Below are 20,263 nucleotides of genomic sequence, written 5' to 3'. Positions count from 1 at the left end.
GTGAAGGAAGTTTTCAGTATTCCGCTGCGGGTTTATATCGAAGATACCGATGCTGGTGGTATCGTTTATTACGTGAATTATTTGAAGTATATGGAGCGCGCGCGCACAGAACTGCTGCGCTCCCTCGGGTATGATAAGCCGGCGATGCCAGAACAGGGGCTGTTACTGGTCGTGCACTCCGCCGAGATCCAGTATCGAAAGTCCGCACTTCTTGATGATGCATTGCGCGCTACGGCCTCGATTGGCAAACTGGGGCGGGCCGCAGTGACTTTTGAGCAAAAAATCTGGCGCGGCGATGAGCTAATTTGCGAAGGTGTGGTCAAAGTTGCTTGTGTCGCTGACGACAGCCGCAGGCCCTGTGCCCTGCCGGAACCTATTTATTCAGCATTAAAGGCAGTTATTTAAGAAGATGAACGCCGGTGAACAACTTTCTCTTTGGGGGCTAATCCAGAACGCCAGCCTGTTGGTACAGTTAGTTATGCTGCTGCTGTTACTGGCCTCTGTGGTGTCCTGGGTGATGATTATCCAGCGCGGGCTTTACCTGTCCCAGGCCAAGCGCTCCCTGAACAATTTCGAACGCCGCTTTTGGTCCGGTGCCGACCTGAACAAACTCTTCCGCGAAGGTAACGAACGAGCGGAAAAAGGCCGAACCGATGGTGTTGAGTCCCTTTTCCGCGCCGGATTTACTGAGTTTACCCGCCTGCGCCAGCAAGGCAGCAGCGGCCCTGAAGCGGTGATGGAAGGCACTGAGCGGGCCATGCGTGTGGCTATGTCCCGGGAGCAGGAAAAGGTGGAAATGAACCTACCGTTCCTGGCAACCGTAGGCTCTGTCAGTCCCTATATCGGTCTGTTTGGTACCGTGTGGGGGATTATGAATTCCTTCCGTGGTCTCGCCACTATGCACCAGGCCACTATTGCTACGGTCGCACCTGGTATCAGTGAAGCGTTGGTGGCTACGGCTATGGGCCTGTTTGCAGCAATTCCTGCGGTGATGGCTTTTAACCGCTATTCCGCCAAAGCGGAGTCGCTGTTGTCCAGCTACGAAACTTTCGCCGAGGAGTTTTCCTCTATCCTGCACCGCAAAGTGCATTCCGGCTGAGTAGTGAATAGGCGAACCCTATGAGTGTGTTTCGCAAGGGAACCAAAAAGAAGCTGGTCTCCGAGATCAATGTGGTGCCCTACATTGACGTAATGCTGGTGCTGCTAATTGTCTTTATGGTCACGGCACCATTGTTGATGCAGGGGGTCAAAGTCGACCTTCCAAACGCGCCCTCGGCGCCGATGGAGGAAACCGATGAGGAGCCGCTGATTATTTCTGTGCGCTCCGATGGCACCTATTACCTAAATCTGGGGACTGACGAGAAGAGCGCCAAGCCGCTCGCAGAAATTAAACAAACGGTCGCTAAGGTATTGCGCCAAAAGCCGGGAACCCCGGTTTTGGTGTGGGGTGACACCGAGGCCCGCTACGGCCTGATCGTCAATGCCATGACCGAACTGCAGCAGGCGGGAGCGCCCAGCGTCGGCCTGGTGACAGAGCCACCTCAGGGGTAGGGTGCCGGTGAATAAAGGCTTTTATGCATTGGCGATTATCATCAGCCTTGTCCTGCATGGGGCGCTTTTAGTTGCCATGACCTATGGCTGGGAAGCCAGCAGTATGCCTGAGCGCAAACCTATGCCAAAGTTTGTGCAGGCCAAGTTGGTGACGATTGAAGCGGCAACACCGAAGAAGAAGCTGCCGAAAAAGGTCGATAAAATAAAACAGCGTGCCGATCGCGCTGCGGAGCAAAAACGCAAGGCTGAGGTCGAACGTAAGCGCCGCGCAGCCTTGGAGCAGAAGAAAAAGCTCGAGGCGGAAAAGAAACGCAAAGCGAAAGTCGAAGCTGATCGCAAGGCACAGGCAGAGAAGGCCCGTCGCGAGAAAGAGCAGCAAGAGAAGGCGCGCAAAGAAAAAGAGCTGAAGGAGAAGCTGGCCCAAGAGCGCCAGAGTTCTTTTGACGAGGCCCTCCAGGATGAAGAGGAACTGCTGGATGCGAATGAGGCCGAGCAAGCGGTGATGTCCGTTGGCCAGGCGATCCAGCAGCAAATTGAGGCGGTATGGAGTCGCCCGCCCAGTGCCCGAAACGGTATGCTTACCAAGGTGAGAATAAACTTTGTCCCCACCGGCCGGGTGGTGGCAGCTAATATCGTCGAGGGCAGTGGTAATGCCGCCCTGGATCGCTCGGTACTGACCGCTATCAAAAAAGTGGAGGTATTTCCCGAAGTGGCCGACCTGGCCCGGGAGGAACCAGTGGTATTTGAGCGGGAAGTCCGCACAACTATTTTGAACTTTAAAGTCGAAGATCTGCGCCAATGATCAAGAGTTTACTGAAGACAGTCGCCATTATTGCAATCGCCTCGGTGAGCCTGGGGGCCCGAGCCCAGCTGGTGGTGGATATCACCAGCGGTATCGATGACCCCACACCGATCGCTGTGTCCCCATTCAGCTGGTCTGGTGGCGGGGTACTGGCGGAAGATGTTTCCGGGATTATTTCCTCAGACCTTCGCCGCAGTGGCCTTTTCTCCCCGGTGCCCAAGGAGGACATGCTGTCTTTCCCCAAGGCCCCGGAAGACGTGGTATTCCGCGACTGGCGTATCCTCGGCACCGAGTACATAGTGACTGGCCGCATTGAGCCGCAGGCCACCGGTTACCTGCTCACTTTTGATCTGGTCAATGTTTTCGGCCAGCACAAGATGTTCACCAAGCAAGTGCGCGGCGGCCAGACCCAGCTGCGGGATATCGCCCACCGCGCCGCCGATGAGATCTTTGAAGCTATCACCGGTATTCGCGGTGCCTTCTCCACGGAAATGGTGTACGTGCAGGAAGAGACCCGTGGCGGCAAGCCCAGCTATCTGCTGATGCGTGCGGATATCGATGGTGCTCGCGCCAAGCAGATCCGTCGTTTCAGTGCGCCGGTGATGTCTCCCATGTGGTCCCCCAATGGCCAGGAGCTCGCCTACGTCTCCTTTGAAACCGGGCGCCCGGCAATTTTTCGCGAGAACCTGCGCACGGGTGCGCGCAAGCAATTAACTAACTTCAAGGGCATCAACAGTTCGCCGACCTGGTCCCCGGATGGAACCAAACTGGCGATGGTGCTCTCCAAGGACGGCAACCCGGAGATCTACGTGCTGGATCTGGTCAGTAATAAACTGACAAGAATGACAAGGCACTTCTCCATTGATACTGAGCCGAACTGGATGCCAGATGGTAAATCACTGGTTTTCACCTCCGATAGGGGAGGGAAGCCACAAATTTACCAATTGACTCTTGCCACTGGTCAAGTCGACCGCTTAACCTTCGATGGCGATTACAATGCGCGGCCCCGTGTTTCTCCCGATGGAAAGACACTGGTGATGGTGCATCGTAATAGGGGCGTATTTACCATCGCTACGATGGATATCAACTCGGGCAGAGTGCGTGTCCTTACGGAGACTACGCTGGACGAATCCCCTAGTATCGCGCCGAATGGGGCCATGTTGATGTACGCTACCAAACGTGGGGATAAAGGTATTCTGGCAGCGGTGTCGCTGGATGCCGGGGTGAAGTACAACCTGCCCTCTCAGAGGGGTGATGTCCGTGAACCGGCCTGGTCGCCGTACTTTGAATAAGGCGGGGGTGCCCGACGCGCTTAAGCGAAGGGTGTGAATTAGAGCAAGTAGAAATCTTTCAGGATTTTCGATAACACTATATATAAAGCGGAGTAGCTTATGTTGAAATCAGTAAAAACAGGCCTTGGGTTAGCCTGTGTATTGGCAGTTATGGCTGGTTGTAGCAGCACTGACACCACCGAAGGCAGCCAGGAGACCCTGGACCAGGCAGATCAAACTGCGGTTGAAACCACCGATTTTGATACCACGCCAACCGAGACAGTTGCACCTCTGGAAAACGTAGTTTACTTCGATTTCGACCAGTCCCTGCTGAAGCCCGAAACCCGTGAGCTGCTGATCCGTCACGCTGACCGTATGCGCGCTGCCGCCGGTTCTGTTCGCCTGGAAGGCCACGCTGACGAACTGGGTACTCGCGAGTACAACCTGGCTCTGGGTGAGCGTCGTGCCAATGCCGTTCGCGACTTTTTGGTACTGCAAGGCGTAGACGCAGCTAACCTGGAAGTAATCAGCTACGGTGAAGAGCGTCCGGCTCAAATGGGTTCTAACGAATCTGCCCGTGCGATGAACCGTCGCGTTGTTATTAACTAATCGTAAAAATGGATGCCAATGGCTTTAACGATTAGAAAACTAGCGATCGCCGCAGCAGTAATGACTGCGGCATCGCCGGTATTTTCCCAGGCCCCGATTGTAGACCTGTCTTCTAAAAGCCAGGACCAGTCGACCATTACTTATACCGATGAGGTGGAAAGCGGTGCTCCGACACAGCTCGCCCGCGCCGGTATGTCACCACCCCGAGCCCAGGGCAATCCCCAGGCCGAAGCCTACTATCAAATGCAGGTTTTGCAGCAGGAAGTGCGGGAGTTGCGTGGCACAGTTGAAGAGTTGCGCCATGAGATCAAGCGTCTCAAACAGCAGCGCACCGAAGATTATATGGATCTGGACCGGCGTATTGCGCGCCTGAGTGGTACAGAGCCAGCGGCTCAGCCGCCGTCTACCGCTGAAGGCGGTGCTTCGTCCATGCAAGGGCAGGGGGCTCAGCAATGCCGCCTAAACCCCAGGGCCCGAAAGACGGCAAGAGCGAGCGCGACCGCTACCAGGCCAGCTTTGGCTTGGCCCGCAATGGCGATTACGGCGGCGCCAGTGAAGAGTTCAAAAGCCTGTTGCAGGACTTCCCCAATGGTCAGTACGCCCCGAATGCGAATTATTGGCTGGGTGAGATTGCACTGGTTCAAGGCAACCTGGAGGAGGCTCGGGAGTGGTTCGTAGCCCTCCTCGACGGTTACCCGAATTCCAGTAAAGTCTGGGATGGCCGCTACAAGCTGGGTACTGTTTATCACCAGCTGGGTGACCAGCAAAAAGCCCGCAACCTGCTGGAGCAGGTGGCAGCCAGTGACGCCAGAGCGTCGAACCTGGCGAAGAAGTATCTGCAGGAGAACTTCCAGTAGCCTTCAGCCGCTACTGACTGCCATCGCTGGTTTTTTGAGCAGAAAAAGCCTATGATCCCGCGCCCGGGTGGCATGTGCCACTCGGGCGTTTTTGTGTTGGGTGTGTATGACCGATCTTTCCAAAGAATCACTCAGAATCAGTGAAATTTTCTACTCCCTTCAGGGAGAAGCGCGAGAAAGTGGCCTTCCTACGGTGTTTGTACGCCTGACGGGCTGCCCGTTACGCTGTACCTATTGCGACTCCGAGTACGCCTTTTACGGCGGCGAGCGCATGACGCTGGAGCAGATTTTGCAGCAGGTGCAAAGCCATCCCGCTCGCCATGTGTGCGTTACCGGTGGTGAGCCCCTGGCCCAGCCCAATTGTTTTCCCCTGATGAAGGCGCTTTGCGATGCGGGCTATGCGGTGTCCCTTGAGACCAGTGGCGCTATGCCTGTGGATAAAGTGGATGAGCGGGTGTCGAGAGTGGTCGACCTGAAAACGCCGGCCTCCGGGGAGCAGCACCGCAACCGAATGGAGAATATGCAAGTACTCACTCGCCAGGACCAGATCAAATTTGTGATCTGTGATCGCGGGGATTATGACTGGGCTCGATTCACCCTGGATCAGTACCGCTTACCTGAGCGGGTTGGAGAGGTGCTTTTCTCCCCCAGTTACGAGCAGCTGCAGCCGCGCCAGCTAGCTGAATGGATACTGGAAGATGGGTTACCGGTGCGTATGCAGATGCAAATGCACAAGCTGTTGTGGGGTGACATCCCCGGCGTCTAAAGCGCCGCTGCGCCACATCAAGAAAAGAGGAAAAAATGACAGCAAAGAAAGCAGTAATCTTGCTATCCGGTGGCCTGGACTCAGCCACCGTACTGGCCATGGCTCGCGCTGAGGGCTACGAGTGTTACGCCCTGGGCTTCGATTATGGCCAGCGTCACGAGGCAGAACTATTGGCTGCGCAGAAGGTGGCGAAGGACTTGGGGGCCGTTGAGCACAAGGTGGTTAAGCTCGACCTGCGCTCAATCGGCGGATCGGCGTTGACCGATGACTCTATCGAAGTACCCGAAGAGGAAACCTCCGGTATTCCGGTGACCTATGTGCCGGCGCGAAACACGGTGTTCCTGTCTATTGCCCTGGGCTGGGCAGAGGTGCTGGGCGCCCAGGATATTTTCGTGGGTGTGAACGCCGTGGACTACTCCGGCTATCCGGATTGCCGCCCAGAATATATTGAGGCCTACGAGAAGATGGCCAACCTGGCTACCAGGGCCGGTGTCGAGGGCAATAAACTGTCTATACGAGCGCCACTGATGGACATGAGCAAGGCGGATATTGTTACAGAAGGGACCCGCTTAGGGGTGGACTACAGTTTAACTGTGTCCTGCTACCAAGCCTTGCCAGATGGCGCTGCCTGCCGTCGCTGCGACAGTTGCCGCCTGAGGGCTGCCGGCTTCACAGAGGCCGGCCTGGAGGACCCCACGGTCTACGCACCTTAATTGGCCGTTGGCGCCAATTTTTTGAACAAATACCTAACTCCTTAAATTTGTTAGATTTTTTTTGAGTTAGGTATTGTCTTTTCGAAATAGATCCGTAAGATACGCAGCTCCTCACAACGAGGCATCGAAAAGGGTCGTTAGCTCAGTCGGTAGAGCAGTTGGCTTTTAACCAATTGGTCGCTGGTTCGAATCCAGCACGACCCACCATTTTCGACAGGGATGCCCAAGGCAACCCATCCAGTTTTTACACTTCTGCGCGAAGGTAAAAACAACCCAAGTTGGACCATTACCAAGTTAGTCCAACCATCCTGGGGGTCGTTAGCTCAGTTGGTAGAGCAGTTGGCTTTTAACCAATTGGTCGCTGGTTCGAATCCAGCACGACCCACCATCTCTTCTCAACTTCCGTAATAATTACTTCTCTTAGATTTCTCTAAAATCTATTTAATTTTCTATTTCTGTTTGCTAAATATTTTCACTCGACTATTGGCGCTGCTTTTTAGTAGGTGCTGACAACGCAAATAATTTGTTCGTGCGCCTGGATCTATTTTATTTCATCACTAAGGCGCTTCTAGATCTTGACCGGATCCATCTAAGGGATATGTCACATCTAGCGCTGGTACTACTAGCACCAGATTAGCGACATAAGTGGCTAGTGAGAGTCATCTTCTTAGTTGTTGAATGACTTGATCCGCTAAGAGTGAGTTATTAAAGCTCTACCGGTGGCACAGAAATTTAATTCCAAACTTTGTTCCTAGTTTTTCCCCACTTCCTTCTTATAGCTGTATCGCCGCTTATCGTTAACTCTTACCCAGTAGTTGGTCGGCCCATGATCAGCGATTTGAGAATAGTTTCTAAATATTCAGTCGTTCATTATCGCAAGTGACCTTGTGCCAGTGCATGTCAATTCCTCTTGGGATTTGTTGTTCGCATAATTGCCTGTGTCAATTTTATTGCCTCAGCGCTCGAGTTTGGCGAGCTTTAACACCTCTTTGGTTTGGAGTAGGGATGGCGCTAAATTGGATTTTGCGCATGCCTTACGCCGACATGCCTATTGGTATCGATGTTGTTGATGAGGCCCTCTAGTTTGAGTCCCAAGAAAAGCTTGAATAGTTAATGAAGGATTGAATTATGAGGAAGTTGAAGCCTGTAGCTCTAGTTATATTGGCCGCAGTGAGTGGAAGTGCGATGGCCAGTAATAATACGACGTTAATAGATCAGCAGGGAGTGGGTAATACAGCGAACGCCAATCAGGTTGACCCTACGGCTATAGGGAACCTGATAGATGTCACCCAAATTGGCGATGTAAACTCTTCGTCATCGACCCAGGCGAGCGATGCCGTAAGTAATACCATGACCCACTACCAAGAGGGTGATGGCAATATGGCCGAGTCTTTCCAGCAGTTTATGACTGAGTCCAGTTCGCTAGAAATTAACCAAATTGGGAATAATAACGATACGACAGCGGAGCAACTTGAATCACTTGGTTCTACCCAGGAACTAAATCAAGCTGGGGAGATGAACTTTATGACCATCACCCAGACTGATACCGAAGCATCTAGTATCGCGGTGACTCAAACTGGCGATATGAATGATGCGATCATAATGGGGCAGGTCTTCGATATATTGGGAAGTGGTGTCATCCTAAATCAAATTGGCGATGACAATATGGCCCAGATTTCCCAGCAGAGTGTTGTTGAATTTAGCTCGGTGTCAGCAGATCAGTTTGGCAACCAGAATAGCTTTGATAGTGAGCAATTAATGGGGGTTTTTAATTCCACCGTTACTGCTATCCAGTCAGGCGATTTGAATGCTATCGAGTCAGACCAGGAAAATGGAGTTACTTCAAGTACGGTCCTAATTACTCAAACCGGTACCAGCAACTTTGGTGGGGCCCTACAGCAGAATGGCGTTGCCAATAGTACTGTAAGTGTGACTCAGGTAGGGGATGGTAACTTTGGTGGTGGTGTTCAGGATACTGGTATAGATACCAGTGTTGGCATAGTGAGCCAATCTGGTACTGGTAATATGGGCGTTACCCAGCAAGCTGGGGGAACTTCTTTGCCTCTGCAACGGTTACTCAGTTAGGGTCTACGAATGATGCGACGTTGGGGCAAATTACTGCCACCTCAGTTACGGGCACCATATTTCAAAATGGTACCGATAATATGGCGGGCGTACTCCAGCAGGGAAATATGCTTAGTGTGGCGACAACCACTCAAATCGGTGATTTGAATCAACATACAACGGAGCAAATGCTAGATTCACAAACTGCAATCGCGACGCAAAATGGTACTTCCAATATTGGATTTATTTTTCAATAGATTTAATTGGGGCTTTGCGATATCAGCATGAATACCGGCAGTTGTCGTGTATCTGCAAAGTCCCAGTTTTTCTTTTGTGTTTTATTCATTCCTATGTTTGAGATATGAGTGATTTATTTAGGGAGTTACATGTTCTCTTCCTATTGACTCTCTCCTGTCTGGTTTGGCTTTTAACTCTAATTTAAATTGACTTAGATTATTTTCTGGAATGTTTTGCTACGCCTGGAGTTTAAACAGAAGGGGTGAGATCTATGTACAAGGGATTAGTTAAATGAAAATTTGGACTTCAGTTACTGCAATAGCTGCGCTCGCTGTTAGTGGCCATTCTATGGGCGGCAATAATACGACAGATATTGATCAGGATGGTGTTGGGCATCTGGCAACAGTGGATCAGTCTAATCCGACCAGTACCAATAATACCGTCTCGATAACTCAAATAGGAGATTCCCATCAGGCATCGGTTTTACAAGGTGCCCTTACAGATTTGAATACCGGCACGATTGAGCAATCGGGATTGATGAACGAAGCAATCCTGGAACAAATTGCAGAAGTCTCAGAGAGTACGGCTCTAATTATCCAGTCTGGCGATGGTAATTTGGGCTGGGTGGTCCAAGATGATTTTGTTGAAGCAGGTAGCGCCACTGTTATCCAGTCCGGTTCAAATAATGAGGGTATTGCAGCCCAGGTGGATGTGGGGGGAATACAGGGTACTGTCGCTGTTACTCAGAACGGGACAATGAACTTTGCACTGGCGCTCCATGAGGATTTTACGCTCAATAGCACTGGGCTAATTAATCAACTTGGAAGTGAAAATAGTGCCGACTTATTTCAGGGGGACCTGACTGAATCGAGTTTTATCAGTGTTGATCAAGATGGAACTCTCAATGAGGCGTTGGTAGCGCAGGGCTTTGCCCTATTTTCCTCTATTACCACCTTCCAAAGTGGTGATATGAATTATGCGGAGGTTTCCCAGTCGGGGTTAAGCACTGGATTAGCCACTATTACTCAAGTGGGAACCTCTAATGTTCATGTTACAAGTCAGACAAATGACGGACAGGTGGCTACGGCTGTTCAGATAGGGACGGGCAACCAGGGAAATATTGTTCAATAGTAGTAGTGGGCTTTTAGGGGGGCTCTCCATTAGTGCTGGTTAGAGCTCAAGGTTATAAATTCAATTTGTATTTGAAAGGGATTTTCAATGAATTTATTAAAGGCATTAGCCGCAGCGATGTTGGCCATTATCCATACCGTGGTTTCCGCTGATAATAATTCAAGTGATGTGACTCAGTTGGGCACTCTAAATATGGTTACGCTCAACCAAGTTGACGCAACTACTGAAGGAAATCAGATAGTGGTTATCCAGGAAGGTTCTGGCAATGCATCTGAGGCGGAGCAGGTGACAGGGACGACTAATAGTTTAATTACACATATACAGATTGGTGACGATAATGAGGCGATTTCGGCTCAAGCCAATGATACCAATGTCGGCTTGATTTCTACGACTCAACAAGGAGATGCGAATGATGCTGAGTTATTTCAGGACACACTTATTGAATTTTCTGGTTTAACTGCAACTCAAGTTGGTAATACAAACTTCACGGATTTGGTGCAGGAAGGAACAGTTATCTCCAGCCAGGCAACTGTTATTCAAATAGGTGATATGAATGAAGCGGAGACTATTCAGGAGACCGGTGTTGAATCTAGTACCATCGTCGCCACTCAGTCAGGGACGGGTAATGAATTTGCAGGGCAGCAGGATACAGATATCACTTTGAGCTCTATTAACTCCACGCAGATTGGTAGTTCCAATGTGATTGAAATTGACCAAGAGGATGTTGTTACTACTAGCACCATTACCACGGTTCAAGATGGAAATATGAACGATGCTGATGCTCAACAAGCGAGTACTGTTTCATCGAGTACGATTATCTTAAATCAGATTGGGGGTGAGAATGATGCGAATATTGATCACTTTGATACCATATTTGCAACAGTAGGATCTATTACCCAGCTAGGTTCCTCCAATGAGGCAGATATAGCCCAGTTTGGAGATATCTCTTCCAGTACGGCCACCATTTCCCAGTCGGGTACTGATAATGATGCTAGCGTGGATCAATCAAGTGAAGTTATATCCAGTAACATTAGTGTCAGCCAAAATGGGACGGACAACAGTCTTTTAGTAGATCAGGAGGAAATAGTTTCTCTTAGCTTGGTCAGCGTTGATCAAACGGGGGATATGAATGAGGTCGATGTGGACCAGGAGGGCGAAGTTTCTTCAACGATTGCCGGGGTTGTGCAAAATGGCAGTATGAATGATGCTGAAATCAATCAAAGTAATTTGGTAGATTCCAGTTCTACCGCGGTTGTTCAAACCGGTGATAACAATGATTCTCAGGTATTGCAGATCGATGGCCTGATTTCATTCGGTACAGTCAGTATTGATCAAAATGGCTCTTCCAATACGGTGGATGCGGAGCAAGATGGGCTTATCTCTAGTAGCACGATTGATATTGCGCAGTCAGGAGTATCTAACGATGCAGATGTAGAACAGGATACTTTTGTTGAACTCAGTAGCGTCACAACCTCACAAATCGGTACGAGTAACTCCTTGACGGTTTTACAAGTTAATGTTGTTTCGTTAAATATCTCTATTACTCAAGATGGTGATATGAATTCGAGTGATGTTACTCAGATGGGCGCGTCAAATAGTACCAGCAACACAATTCAAGTTGGCACTTTAAATGATCATACTACTAGCCAGTTAAATAATTTCCAAACTGCATCCGCAACACAAAATGGTATGTCAAATGTGGGGACTATCCTCCAGTAAGAGTTACGATAATCCTTTGAGACGATAAGCGAAGGTTGATGTTTTTAAATTGGGAGCTCTTTTGTTTGTTGGGAGGTAGTCTTGTATCTATAGTTTGTTAAGGGTTTTTTATTTAAAAGGAATTTCTCGTGAGATTTATCAAGCCTTTAGCTGCTGCCATATTGGCAGTAATACACTGTGGAGTAGCCGCAGACAGCAACGTAAGTGATGTTTCCCAGCAGGGAATCCTCAATATGGCCACAATTAATCAATCAGATCCCACGGTTACTGATAATCAGATTGTGGTTATTCAAGACGGAACGGGAAATGTCTCTGATGCGGAGCAAGTAAATAATACTACCGACAGCCTGATTTCGCATATACAAATTGGCGACGACAATGATGCGATGTCGATTCAAGATACGAATGTTAATTTGGCTACTACAGCTATTACTCAACAGGGAGATATGAATGATGCGGAAACGATACAAGAGAATGTAATCGACAGTAGCTCTATCTCGGCAACACAGATAGGCACAGATAATGAATTTGAATCCAGGCAAGATACGCAGGTTACTTTTAGCACAATATTTTCGTCTCAGGTCGGCGATTCGAACAGGGTAAATCTAGATCAGGAAGACGCTACCGATTCAAGTGCTATTAATGCGACCCAAAGCGGCGATATGAATGATGTTGATGCGGAGCAATCTACTTCGGTCTTTTCCAGTATCATGTCCTTTAGTCAAGTTGGAGATCAGAATGTTTTAGACGCTAATCAGTTTGAGACATCGTCCGTATCTGCGAATATTTTACAGATTGGTACTTCCAACGATGCTGACATTGACCAGTTTATTAATGTCTCATCCAGCACTTCCAGCATAACTCAATCTGGCACCAGCAATGAGGCGAGTACAGACCAGTCGAATGTAGTCTCTGGAAGTGGTATTAATACTTCGCAAGATGGTACAGATAATGAATTGTTTGTAGAGCAGACAGACCAGGTTTCCCAAAGTTTTGTCACTGTCAGCCAGACTGGTGATATGAATGAGGTAGAAGTTGTTCAAGAAGAAGAAATATCCTTTTCCACAGCTACTGTTGTACAAAGTGGTAGCTCGAATAGTACTGAGATCACCCAAAATATTCTTGTAGATTCATCAACCGCATCAGTATTTCAAGCCGGTGACGGTAATAGTGCTCAATTGATGCAAATAGATGGTCCAATCTCACTCAGCGTGATAATGGCGGATCAAGATGGCTCAACTAATATGGTAAATGCTGAACAGGATGGCCTTATCTCTAGTAGTACTATTGATATTTTCCAGTCGGGTACGAGCAATGACGCAGATGTCGCTCAGGATACCCTGGTAGATCTCAGCAGTGTCACCACCTCGCAAATTGGTACGCAAAACTCGCTAACCGTATTGCAAATGGATGTAGTTTCATCGGATATCACTATCACCCAGGATGGAGATATGAATACGATCGATGTCTCTCAAATGGGTACTTTGGGCAGTGTTAGTACCATCAGCCAAAATGGATCTTTAAATACCCACACTACCACCCAGCTTAATGATTTTCAGACAGCCTCGGCTACTCAGCTAGGTACAAGTAACACGGGTATAATTATGCAGTAATATTTTGCTATCAGAAAATTGATGTGCTTATACGAAAAGTTGGAGGTAAAGAATTCGTTTTCAAGTAGATCGAGTTGTATTTTAGCGATAACCAAATGATTGGTTGATACTGAAGCGTTTTCTTTCCTCTCTAGTCACTTCCATTCTGGCTTTCTTGTGATTGTAAAATTGTCGCGATTACAATGCGTATTCACGCGATAAGTAATGGGTTAGTCGGTAATCTTTGAAATCATCTCTCCCAGATAGAGTGAAGAGGTCAGACCGGGAGATTCGATACCAAAGAATGCCATTAGCTGCGCACTGTTGCTTAGCTTTTTATGAAAAACCTGAAAATCACCAGTGGGGGCGCCTTGGGGAACAATCTTTGGGCGAATACCGGCATAGCCAGGCTGCAACGTATTGCTTTCTAACCCGGGCCAGTAGCGATGGATGCTGCTATAGAATTTATCCCGCTTGCCCGGATCTACTTGGTAGTTAATGGTTTTAACCCACTCCACATCTGGGCCAAACCGCGCCCCTCCAGCCAAATCGAGAGTGAGGTGAATACCCAGACCGGCACTTTCAGGTAGAGGGTAAATTAAATGTGAAAAAGGCACCTTACTTGACTGGGTAAAGTAACTGCCCTTAACAAAATACGTGGTGGGAATTTCTCGCTTTATAACTTCGCTGTTTACTGTGCCCATCAGTGAGCTGGTGTGAAGGCCTGCGGCCAGGATGAGGTTGCGGGCCGTCAGTCTGTAGCCATCCTTCATCACCAGCTGGCAGGTGCCACTGGATATTTCAATGCGTACAACCCTGCTCGCAGGTATGACTTCGCCTCCCTTGGACTCCGTGGCGCCTTCAAGAGCCAGCATCAGGCTGTGGCTGTTGATAATGCCTGTCGTCGGTGAGTAAATGGCCCCGGCACACTGTAATTCTGGCTCCATAGATAAAGCCTCTTTAGTGTTCAGTAAACGAAGTCCCCCGGCGTTGTTCGTATCCCCTTGGGCTTTGAGGGCTCGGAGTTGCGGCAGCTGTGCTTTATCGGTGGCGACTACCAGTTTGCCGATTTGCTTATGGGGCACTGCGTATTCTTGGCAAAATTGGTACAGCATGGATTTACCGTTAACACAGGCACGGGCTTTCAAGCTGTCTGTTGGATAGTAGAGGCCTGCGTGAATAACCTCACTATTGCGCGAGCTGGTTTCAGTTCCAATGGCATTGTGTTGCTCCAGTACCATCACTTTTCGGCCTGCGCGGCTCAATTGGTAGGCGCAGGCAAGTCCTAATACCCCAGCCCCAACTATCACGGTATCCAATATCTCCATAGCAGTCCTGTTGCCGAAATGTGTACTTTCTGAGGTGACCAGGTTGAATTCCTTCGGCCTATTTTGCCTGTAACGCCAGATTAAAATTGCTGTCGAAAGGGTGCGTGGTGGTGTCGTTTCATTGCGCTATAATGCGCGCTTTTCCGCGACTGGAAGTTAGTCATGACTCATAAGTCCATTGCCGCAGACAAGGTAGATTCTCGCTCTTTGGTGCAAGCGCACCTGGCGGAGCCGGTAATGTCTCAATATAGCGAAGAAGAGCTGCAAGAATGGCGCGAGCGCATCAAGCGCTTGTTGAAAGAACAGAATGCAGTATTGGTCGCACACTACTATACCGACCCTTTGATTCAGGCCCTCGCGGAGGAAACCGGCGGCTGCGTTTCTGACTCATTGGAAATGGCCCGTTTTGGCGCTCAGCACTCGGCAGACACCCTGGTGGTAGCCGGGGTAAAGTTTATGGGTGAGACCGCCAAGATCCTTACCCCGAACAAGAAAGTACTCATGCCGACCCTTGAGGCAACTTGCTCCCTGGATCTCGGCTGTCCTCCGCAAGAGTTCTCTGACTTCTGCGATCAGCACCCGGACCGCACTGTGGTGGTTTATGCGAATACTTCTGCTGCGGTAAAAGCCAGGGCGGACTGGGTGGTGACCTCGAGTATTGCACTGGATGTAGTGGATCACCTGGATGCCAATGGCGAAAAAATCCTTTGGGCACCTGACAAGCACCTCGGCGGCTATGTCCAGCGGGAAACCGGCGCGGACGTACTGTTATGGGACGGTTCCTGTATTGTGCATGAAGAGTTTAAGGCCAAGGGGGTTGAGGACCTAAAGGCCCTCTATCCGGATGCTGTGGTTCTAGTGCATCCTGAATCTCCCGCCCCTGTGGTAGCGCTGGCCGATGTGGTGGGTTCTACCTCGCAGATTATTAATGCTGCCAAGACCCGCCCAGAGAAGCGCTTTATTGTGGCTACCGACCAGGGCATTTTCTACAAGATGCAGCAGGAGTGCCCAGACAAAGAGCTAATGGTGGCGCCAACTGCTGGTGCTGGAGCCACTTGCCGCAGCTGTGCTAATTGCCCCTGGATGGCGATGAACTCTCTGGAGAACCTCTGCGGTGTACTGGAGCGTGGGGATAATGAGATCTTTGTGGACCCGGAGCTGGGGCGCAAGGCGATGATCCCGCTGCAGCGGATGTTGGATTTCCGCAAAGGTTAGCTCTCGGGGGAGTAGCGGTGAGTAAACAAAAAGAGCGGCCAGTGGCCGCTCTTTTTCGTTGGGGGAGTTACAGCTCCTCGATTCTTTCCTGCATTTTCAGCACATCTTTGAGGCGCTGTTCCAGGATAGCATTGACTTGGTAATCGTCTTTTGACATGCGAATTCCATGGCGCAGGTGCTGAATAGCCTTGTCGAATATGCCGTTGAGGATGTAATACTCAGCCCGGGCCTCGTGCACGCCAACAATATCTCCGGCCAATCCGTGAGTCTCCGCCAGTAGATACCATACTGCCGGGTCTTTCTTCCGCGTACGGCTATATTTCGCCAGCAGGCGCTCTGCAGCCAGGTAGTTGCCGGCTTTAAAGTGGGCATTGGCGAGGCCCATGATTAAGGCATGGTCTCCCGGGTTGCGATCGAGGGCCCACTGCAGGCGCTTGGTGGCACTGCTGTAGTCTTCTCGCACCAGATCAATATCTGCCCTAGCCAAGACAAAAGTGGCTTTGGAGGGGGTTTTATCCAATAGGGGCTGAAGAGTATCCAGTGCTGAGTCAGGCTTGCCGGCGGCAATCTGGGCCAGGGCTAAGCCATAGCGGGCTGCATCCTCGTTATCATTAATGCCATTCAGTTCTGCGCTGAAGCGTTTTACTGCTTGCTGAGGTGTTGGTTCTGTAGCGAGGCGTACTCGAGCACGCATCAGGTGATAATCGAGGTTATCGCTGGGCGCCACTTCTGCCATGCGCTGAGCGCGCAGCTTGGCGTCAGCGATACGTTTTTCTGTAACGGGGTGAGTGAGGAGAAAATCTGGTGGGCGCTGATAATAGCGTGTTGCCTTGAGCATTTGCTCGAACATCTCACCGGCAGCCTCTGGGTCGCGTCCGGATTTAGCCAGTGTTTCAATACCGACCCTGTCGGCCTCATGTTCATTTTTACGACTGAAGCGCAGCTGATTGTCCATGGCTGCAGCCTGGGTGGCAGTCATGGCTGCGATCCCGGCTTCACCGCCAGCAGTAGCTGCTAGAACCAGGGCGCCGAGCATGCCCGCTAGAGTGGGTATTGTGCTGTTGCGTTGTGCTTCCAGAGAGCGGGCGTAGTGACGTTGGCTAAGGTGAGCCAATTCATGGGCAACCACCGATGCAAATTGGTCTTCACTCTCTGCGAATAGAAACAGGCCGGTATGAACCCCCATGACCCCACCGGGTACCGCAAAGGCGTTCATAGTTTTATTGTTGACTACGACAACATCAATTTCTTTATCTTCCAGCGGGCTGTACTCAGCGAGCTCTTTGACCATGCCTTCGACATACTGCTGGATTAGCGCATCTCTGGAGGTACGAACCTGACTGCGAAACATACGCAGCCACATCTGGCCCAGCTCTTTTTCCTGGGTGTGGGAGACTACGCCGCTCGTCCTGTCTCCGAGCTCTGGGAGTCGGATCTCGTCGCTATCGGCTACAGCTGCAATCGGTGCAGTACCAAGTAAAAAACCCATACTCAGGGTACTTAGCCCAGCGCGAATTCGATGGAGGATAGTTGTAGGGCGTGTCCTGTGAAGCAGGCTGCTTTTGGAATCAGTCATCTTGATTACTGCTCGGTCTGTCCTTGAAGGATCTATAGTCCAACTCTATACGCTACCCCGTTGGACTGTCGAGGATTGGACTCAGTGGACCATAAAAGGTTCACACTTGCGCCAGGCGGAAAGTTAAAAAGCGTAAAGCCTGCGCGGGTTATGGCGTCTGGTTCGCGCTATAATCCCCGGCAATTCTGGTTTGTGACTAAAAAGGCAATGTCAGTAACTTCTTCTAACAATCAGCCCGATACCCAGATACCGAACTGGGATACGGCCACTATTGTGGATGCAAGAAATCTGCCCTGCCCACAACCGTTACTGGCCATGCGCCGGGCATTGCGGGAATACCCAGAGGGAACGCTGCTTTGTGTACTGGCCACTGATGAAGGGTCCTGGCGAGACTTCCACAGTTTTGCGTCTTTGAGTGGCCGGTCCCTGCTCCGCGCTGAGCGACGTAATCATACCTTTCAATATTGGCTGTACGCTGGCAAATGAATAAAGATAAATCCCGAGAGTCTATGTTATCGATTGTAAAAGGCTGGGTGAACCGCTACTTCAGTCAGGAAGAAGTGGTGCTTCTGGTTTTGATTTTGACCCTGGCCCTGGTGGTCCTGGCGACTCTGGGCGCCGTGCTGGCCCCGGTATTCACCGCGCTGGTGATCGCCTTCCTGATGCAGGGAATGGTGCAAAAACTGAAGTCCTGGCGTGTTCCCCACTGGCTGGCGGTTACCCTGTCCTGTTTGGTGTTGGTGGGCACTATTGTGGCCCTGTTATTTGTGGTGCTGCCTATTATCTGGCGTCAGTTGGTGCGGCTTGGGGCAGAGTTGCCCAATATGGTACAGCGCGGGCAGGAGCTTTTATTGTTACTTCCTGAGCGCTACCCACGATTAATTTCGGCCGGACAGATCGATGAAATTTTCAATACCCTTGGCAGCGAATTGGGCGGCCTGGGGCAGACGCTGCTGGCCTTCTCCCTTACCAACCTACCCATTTTTGCCGGCTTGCTGATTTACGTTGTAGTGGTGCCGATCCTGGTGTTCTTCTTCCTTAAGGATGCGGAACAGCTGATCCGCTGGTGCACCTCTTTCCTGCCCAAAGAACGTCCTATGCTCCACCAGATTTGGCATGAGATGAATGATCAGGTGGCCAATTATGTGCGCGGTAAGGTGATAGAAATTGGCATTGTGGCTGCTGTCAGTTATGCCGCCTTTCTGCTACTGGGGGTGAACTACGCCCTGTTGCTGGCAGTCGCCGTGGGTTTCAGTGTGTTGATTCCTTATATCGGCGCAGCGGTTGTCACTATCCCCGTTGCGGCTATTGGGCTTTTCCAGTGGGGGTGGAGTAATGAATTTCTCTACCTGATGATGACTTACGGCATTATCCAACTGCTCGATGGCAACGTACTGGTACCACTGCTGTTCTCCGAGGCAGTTAACCTGCACCCGGTTGCCATTATCCTCGCGGTGCTGTTCTTTGGCGGCATCTGGGGTTTCTGGGGCGTCTTCTTTGCAATTCCCCTGGCGACCTTGCTCAAGGCCATTATGAGTGCCTGGCCTACCCATGAGCACCAGGTAGAATGGGAGGCCCGGCGTAGCTCGGAGTAATTGCCCGATATCTTTCTTTGTCTGTAGGCTGCGGCATTTGCTAGAATGCCGCGCTTTCTTTTATTTGATCCCTTCAAATAGGTGAGAGCCCATGAGCCTGGCTGACAAAGTTCTAGCGGTCAATAATGACCTGCCGATCCGCACCGACAAGCCTATCCACAGTGGCAAGGTCCGTTCCGTATACTGGCTGAGCGAGAAAGACAGCCGCCGCCTGATTGAGGAGAAGGGCTACCCGGTTTCTCCTGACACTCCACTTGCGGTAATGGTGATTTCCGACCGTATCTCCGCGTTCGACTGTATCTGGACTGGCGAAGGCGGCATGCATGGCGTACCAGGCAAGGGCGCAGCACTAAATGCTATTTCCAACCACTGGTTCAAACTGTTTAAAGAGCAGGGCCTCGCCGATAGCCACATTCTGGATATCCCGCACCCGCTGGTGTGGATCGTGCAGAAGGCGCGCCCGGTTATGATCGAAGCGATCGCCCGTCAGTACATCACCGGCTCCATGTGGCGTTCCTATGAGAAGGGTGAGCGGGAGTTCTGCGGTATCGAGATTGCTGATGGCTTGCAAAAAGACCAGAAGCTGCCTGAATTACTCATTACCCCCTCCAGTAAAGGTATTCTCAAGGGTATCCCCGGTGTACCGGAAGCGGACGATGTCAATGTCACCCGCAAGAATATCGAAGACAATTTCGAAGCCTTCGGCTTCCGCAATGCAGGCGATATCGATCTGTACGAGAAGTTGCTGAAAGAAGGTTTTGATTTGATTTCCGCCGAGCTGGAAAAGCTCGACCAGGTTTTTGTCGATACCAAGTTTGAATTCGGCTATGTCACCGATGCCAATGGTGAAGAGAAGCTGATTTATATGGACGAGGTGGGCACCCCGGACTCCTCCCGTATCTGGGACGGCGAACAGTATCGCGCGGGTAAGGTTGTGGAGAAATCCAAAGAGGGTTTTCGTCAGGCGCTGCTCAACTACTTCCCCGATGCCGATATCCTGTTGAACAAAGATCGCATGGATGAGCGCTCGGCTTTAGCTCGTGATAACGAACTGCCAGAATCTATGCTGATGGATCTCTCTAATACTTATATTGGTATTGCTGAGAAGATTATTGGTACGAAATTGGAGATATCTGATAATCCCAAAGAGGAATTGCTTGAAGTTCTCCGCAAGGATTACGGTCTGGTCGACTAATCTGGGTCGAACTGCAAAAAACCGGCGTTTTCGCCGGTTTTT

General features: G+C 50.5%; 21 protein-coding genes, 2 tRNA genes and 1 pseudogene. 21 read left to right on the top strand and 3 right to left on the bottom strand.

The window, feature by feature from the left end; translation table 11 throughout:
- From ybgC to P0078_RS09950, 6 genes are all read left to right on the top strand, one after another.
- Positions 1-405, top strand: a complete 405-nt coding sequence (gene ybgC / locus P0078_RS09975) for a tol-pal system-associated acyl-CoA thioesterase (protein ID WP_282934233.1) — start codon at positions 1-3, stop codon at positions 403-405.
- Between the two features lie 4 nt (positions 406-409).
- The gene (gene tolQ / locus P0078_RS09970; protein WP_108731827.1) at positions 410-1,099 is read left to right on the top strand and encodes a protein TolQ; all 690 of its coding nucleotides are present in this window, start codon (positions 410-412) and stop codon (positions 1,097-1,099) included.
- A gap of 20 nt (positions 1,100-1,119) precedes the next feature.
- A complete protein-coding gene (tolR, locus tag P0078_RS09965; protein WP_282934232.1) occupies positions 1,120-1,551 on the top strand; it encodes a protein TolR in 432 nt (143 codons plus the stop codon).
- A gap of 7 nt (positions 1,552-1,558) precedes the next feature.
- Positions 1,559-2,353 (top strand): cell envelope integrity protein TolA, encoded by a 795-nt coding sequence (tolA, locus tag P0078_RS09960; protein WP_282934231.1) that lies wholly within the window; start codon positions 1,559-1,561, stop codon positions 2,351-2,353.
- A complete protein-coding gene (gene tolB / locus P0078_RS09955) occupies positions 2,350-3,645 on the top strand; it encodes a Tol-Pal system beta propeller repeat protein TolB (RefSeq protein ID WP_282934230.1) in 1,296 nt (431 codons plus the stop codon). The genes tolA and tolB overlap by 4 nt, the downstream gene beginning before the upstream one ends.
- Positions 3,646-3,744: 99 nt before the next feature.
- On the top strand, positions 3,745-4,233 hold the full coding sequence (locus P0078_RS09950; RefSeq protein WP_282934229.1) for an OmpA family protein: 489 nt from the start codon (positions 3,745-3,747) through the stop codon (positions 4,231-4,233).
- Here P0078_RS09950 and P0078_RS09945 read toward each other — a convergent pair.
- Positions 4,230-4,370: a hypothetical protein gene (locus P0078_RS09945; RefSeq protein ID WP_282934228.1), complete on the bottom strand. Its 141-nt coding sequence runs from the start codon at positions 4,368-4,370 to the stop codon at positions 4,230-4,232. The two genes, P0078_RS09950 and P0078_RS09945, sit on opposite strands and share 4 nt — an antisense overlap.
- A 55-nt stretch (positions 4,371-4,425) precedes the next feature.
- On the opposite strand from P0078_RS09945, the pseudogene P0078_RS24570 reads away from it, so the two are divergent.
- From P0078_RS24570 to P0078_RS09890, 11 genes and pseudogenes are all read left to right on the top strand, one after another.
- Positions 4,426-4,563: pseudogene (locus P0078_RS24570) on the top strand (YbgF trimerization domain-containing protein); the annotation flags it as partial.
- Positions 4,564-4,685: 122 nt separating this feature from the next.
- Entirely contained in the window at positions 4,686-5,090 is a 405-nt protein-coding gene (ybgF, locus tag P0078_RS09935; RefSeq protein ID WP_282934226.1) for a tol-pal system protein YbgF, read from the top strand.
- 106 nt (positions 5,091-5,196) lie between these two features.
- Positions 5,197-5,856, top strand: coding sequence for a 7-carboxy-7-deazaguanine synthase QueE (queE, locus tag P0078_RS09930; protein WP_282934225.1), 660 nt, complete (start codon positions 5,197-5,199; stop codon positions 5,854-5,856).
- 35 nt (positions 5,857-5,891) lie between these two features.
- Positions 5,892-6,569 carry a 7-cyano-7-deazaguanine synthase QueC gene (gene queC / locus P0078_RS09925; protein ID WP_282934224.1) on the top strand — a complete coding sequence of 226 codons (678 nt, stop codon included), beginning with the start codon at positions 5,892-5,894 and terminating at the stop codon, positions 6,567-6,569.
- A 131-nt stretch (positions 6,570-6,700) separates the two neighbouring features.
- A tRNA-Lys gene (locus P0078_RS09920) sits at positions 6,701-6,776 on the top strand.
- A 105-nt stretch (positions 6,777-6,881) separates the two neighbouring features.
- Positions 6,882-6,957, top strand: a tRNA-Lys gene (locus P0078_RS09915).
- Positions 6,958-7,697: 740 nt separating this feature from the next.
- A complete protein-coding gene (locus P0078_RS09910; RefSeq protein WP_282934223.1) occupies positions 7,698-8,654 on the top strand; it encodes a hypothetical protein in 957 nt (318 codons plus the stop codon).
- 80 nt (positions 8,655-8,734) lie between these two features.
- A complete protein-coding gene (locus P0078_RS09905; protein WP_282934222.1) occupies positions 8,735-8,890 on the top strand; it encodes a hypothetical protein in 156 nt (51 codons plus the stop codon).
- Between the two features lie 271 nt (positions 8,891-9,161).
- Positions 9,162-10,001, top strand: a complete 840-nt coding sequence (locus P0078_RS09900; protein WP_282934221.1) for a hypothetical protein — start codon at positions 9,162-9,164, stop codon at positions 9,999-10,001.
- 87 nt (positions 10,002-10,088) lie between these two features.
- On the top strand, positions 10,089-11,720 hold the full coding sequence (locus P0078_RS09895) for a hypothetical protein (protein WP_282934220.1): 1,632 nt from the start codon (positions 10,089-10,091) through the stop codon (positions 11,718-11,720).
- Positions 11,721-11,848: 128 nt separating this feature from the next.
- Positions 11,849-13,333, top strand: coding sequence for a hypothetical protein (locus P0078_RS09890; RefSeq protein ID WP_282934219.1), 1,485 nt, complete (start codon positions 11,849-11,851; stop codon positions 13,331-13,333).
- Positions 13,334-13,542: 209 nt separating this feature from the next.
- Here the strand turns inward: P0078_RS09890 and P0078_RS09885 are convergent, their stop codons facing one another.
- A complete protein-coding gene (locus P0078_RS09885; protein ID WP_282934218.1) occupies positions 13,543-14,640 on the bottom strand; it encodes an NAD(P)/FAD-dependent oxidoreductase in 1,098 nt (365 codons plus the stop codon).
- Positions 14,641-14,802: 162 nt separating this feature from the next.
- On the opposite strand from P0078_RS09885, the gene nadA reads away from it, so the two are divergent.
- Positions 14,803-15,855, top strand: coding sequence for a quinolinate synthase NadA (gene nadA, locus P0078_RS09880; protein ID WP_282934217.1), 1,053 nt, complete (start codon positions 14,803-14,805; stop codon positions 15,853-15,855).
- Between the two features lie 67 nt (positions 15,856-15,922).
- Here the strand turns inward: nadA and P0078_RS09875 are convergent, their stop codons facing one another.
- Positions 15,923-17,431 carry a M48 family metalloprotease gene (locus tag P0078_RS09875; RefSeq protein WP_282934216.1) on the bottom strand — a complete coding sequence of 503 codons (1,509 nt, stop codon included), beginning with the start codon at positions 17,429-17,431 and terminating at the stop codon, positions 15,923-15,925.
- 192 nt (positions 17,432-17,623) lie between these two features.
- On the opposite strand from P0078_RS09875, the gene P0078_RS09870 reads away from it, so the two are divergent.
- The 3 genes from P0078_RS09870 to P0078_RS09860 all read left to right on the top strand — a co-directional run bounded on the left by P0078_RS09870 (position 17,624) and on the right by P0078_RS09860 (position 20,221).
- Complete coding sequence (locus tag P0078_RS09870; RefSeq protein ID WP_282934215.1) at positions 17,624-17,917, top strand: sulfurtransferase TusA family protein; 294 nt, start codon at positions 17,624-17,626, stop codon at positions 17,915-17,917.
- A gap of 23 nt (positions 17,918-17,940) precedes the next feature.
- The gene (locus P0078_RS09865) at positions 17,941-19,026 is read left to right on the top strand and encodes an AI-2E family transporter (protein WP_282934585.1); all 1,086 of its coding nucleotides are present in this window, start codon (positions 17,941-17,943) and stop codon (positions 19,024-19,026) included.
- Between the two features lie 91 nt (positions 19,027-19,117).
- Positions 19,118-20,221, top strand: a complete 1,104-nt coding sequence (locus tag P0078_RS09860) for a phosphoribosylaminoimidazolesuccinocarboxamide synthase (RefSeq protein WP_282934214.1) — start codon at positions 19,118-19,120, stop codon at positions 20,219-20,221.
- Positions 20,222-20,263 lie beyond the last annotated feature (42 nt).

The sequence above is a fragment of the Microbulbifer sp. VAAF005 genome (assembly GCF_030012985.1).
Taxonomy (GTDB): Bacteria; Pseudomonadota; Gammaproteobacteria; order Pseudomonadales; family Cellvibrionaceae; genus Microbulbifer.
Note: the sequence above shows the minus strand (reverse complement) of the source record. Positions and strands in the feature narration are given on the sequence as shown.

Excerpts from the sequence above, each read along its gene's own strand:
- tolQ (WP_108731827.1), top strand. The coding sequence starts at position 410 with ATGAACGCCGGTGAACAACTTTCTCTTTGGGGGCTAATCCAGAACGCC.
- tolR (WP_282934232.1), top strand. The coding sequence starts at position 1,120 with ATGAGTGTGTTTCGCAAGGGAACCAAAAAGAAGCTGGTCTCCGAGATC.
- tolB (WP_282934230.1), top strand. The coding sequence starts at position 2,350 with ATGATCAAGAGTTTACTGAAGACAGTCGCCATTATTGCAATCGCCTCG.
- P0078_RS09950 (WP_282934229.1), top strand. The coding sequence starts at position 3,745 with ATGTTGAAATCAGTAAAAACAGGCCTTGGGTTAGCCTGTGTATTGGCA.
- P0078_RS09945 (WP_282934228.1), bottom strand. The coding sequence starts at position 4,370 with ATGGTCGACTGGTCCTGGCTTTTAGAAGACAGGTCTACAATCGGGGCC.
- ybgF (WP_282934226.1), top strand. The coding sequence starts at position 4,686 with ATGCCGCCTAAACCCCAGGGCCCGAAAGACGGCAAGAGCGAGCGCGAC.
- queE (WP_282934225.1), top strand. The coding sequence starts at position 5,197 with ATGACCGATCTTTCCAAAGAATCACTCAGAATCAGTGAAATTTTCTAC.
- queC (WP_282934224.1), top strand. The coding sequence starts at position 5,892 with ATGACAGCAAAGAAAGCAGTAATCTTGCTATCCGGTGGCCTGGACTCA.
- P0078_RS09910 (WP_282934223.1), top strand. The coding sequence starts at position 7,698 with ATGAGGAAGTTGAAGCCTGTAGCTCTAGTTATATTGGCCGCAGTGAGT.
- P0078_RS09905 (WP_282934222.1), top strand. The coding sequence starts at position 8,735 with ATGGCGGGCGTACTCCAGCAGGGAAATATGCTTAGTGTGGCGACAACC.
- P0078_RS09900 (WP_282934221.1), top strand. The coding sequence starts at position 9,162 with ATGAAAATTTGGACTTCAGTTACTGCAATAGCTGCGCTCGCTGTTAGT.
- P0078_RS09895 (WP_282934220.1), top strand. The coding sequence starts at position 10,089 with ATGAATTTATTAAAGGCATTAGCCGCAGCGATGTTGGCCATTATCCAT.
- P0078_RS09885 (WP_282934218.1), bottom strand. The coding sequence starts at position 14,640 with ATGGAGATATTGGATACCGTGATAGTTGGGGCTGGGGTATTAGGACTT.
- nadA (WP_282934217.1), top strand. The coding sequence starts at position 14,803 with ATGACTCATAAGTCCATTGCCGCAGACAAGGTAGATTCTCGCTCTTTG.
- P0078_RS09875 (WP_282934216.1), bottom strand. The coding sequence starts at position 17,431 with ATGACTGATTCCAAAAGCAGCCTGCTTCACAGGACACGCCCTACAACT.
- P0078_RS09865 (WP_282934585.1), top strand. The coding sequence starts at position 17,941 with ATGTTATCGATTGTAAAAGGCTGGGTGAACCGCTACTTCAGTCAGGAA.
- P0078_RS09860 (WP_282934214.1), top strand. The coding sequence starts at position 19,118 with ATGAGCCTGGCTGACAAAGTTCTAGCGGTCAATAATGACCTGCCGATC.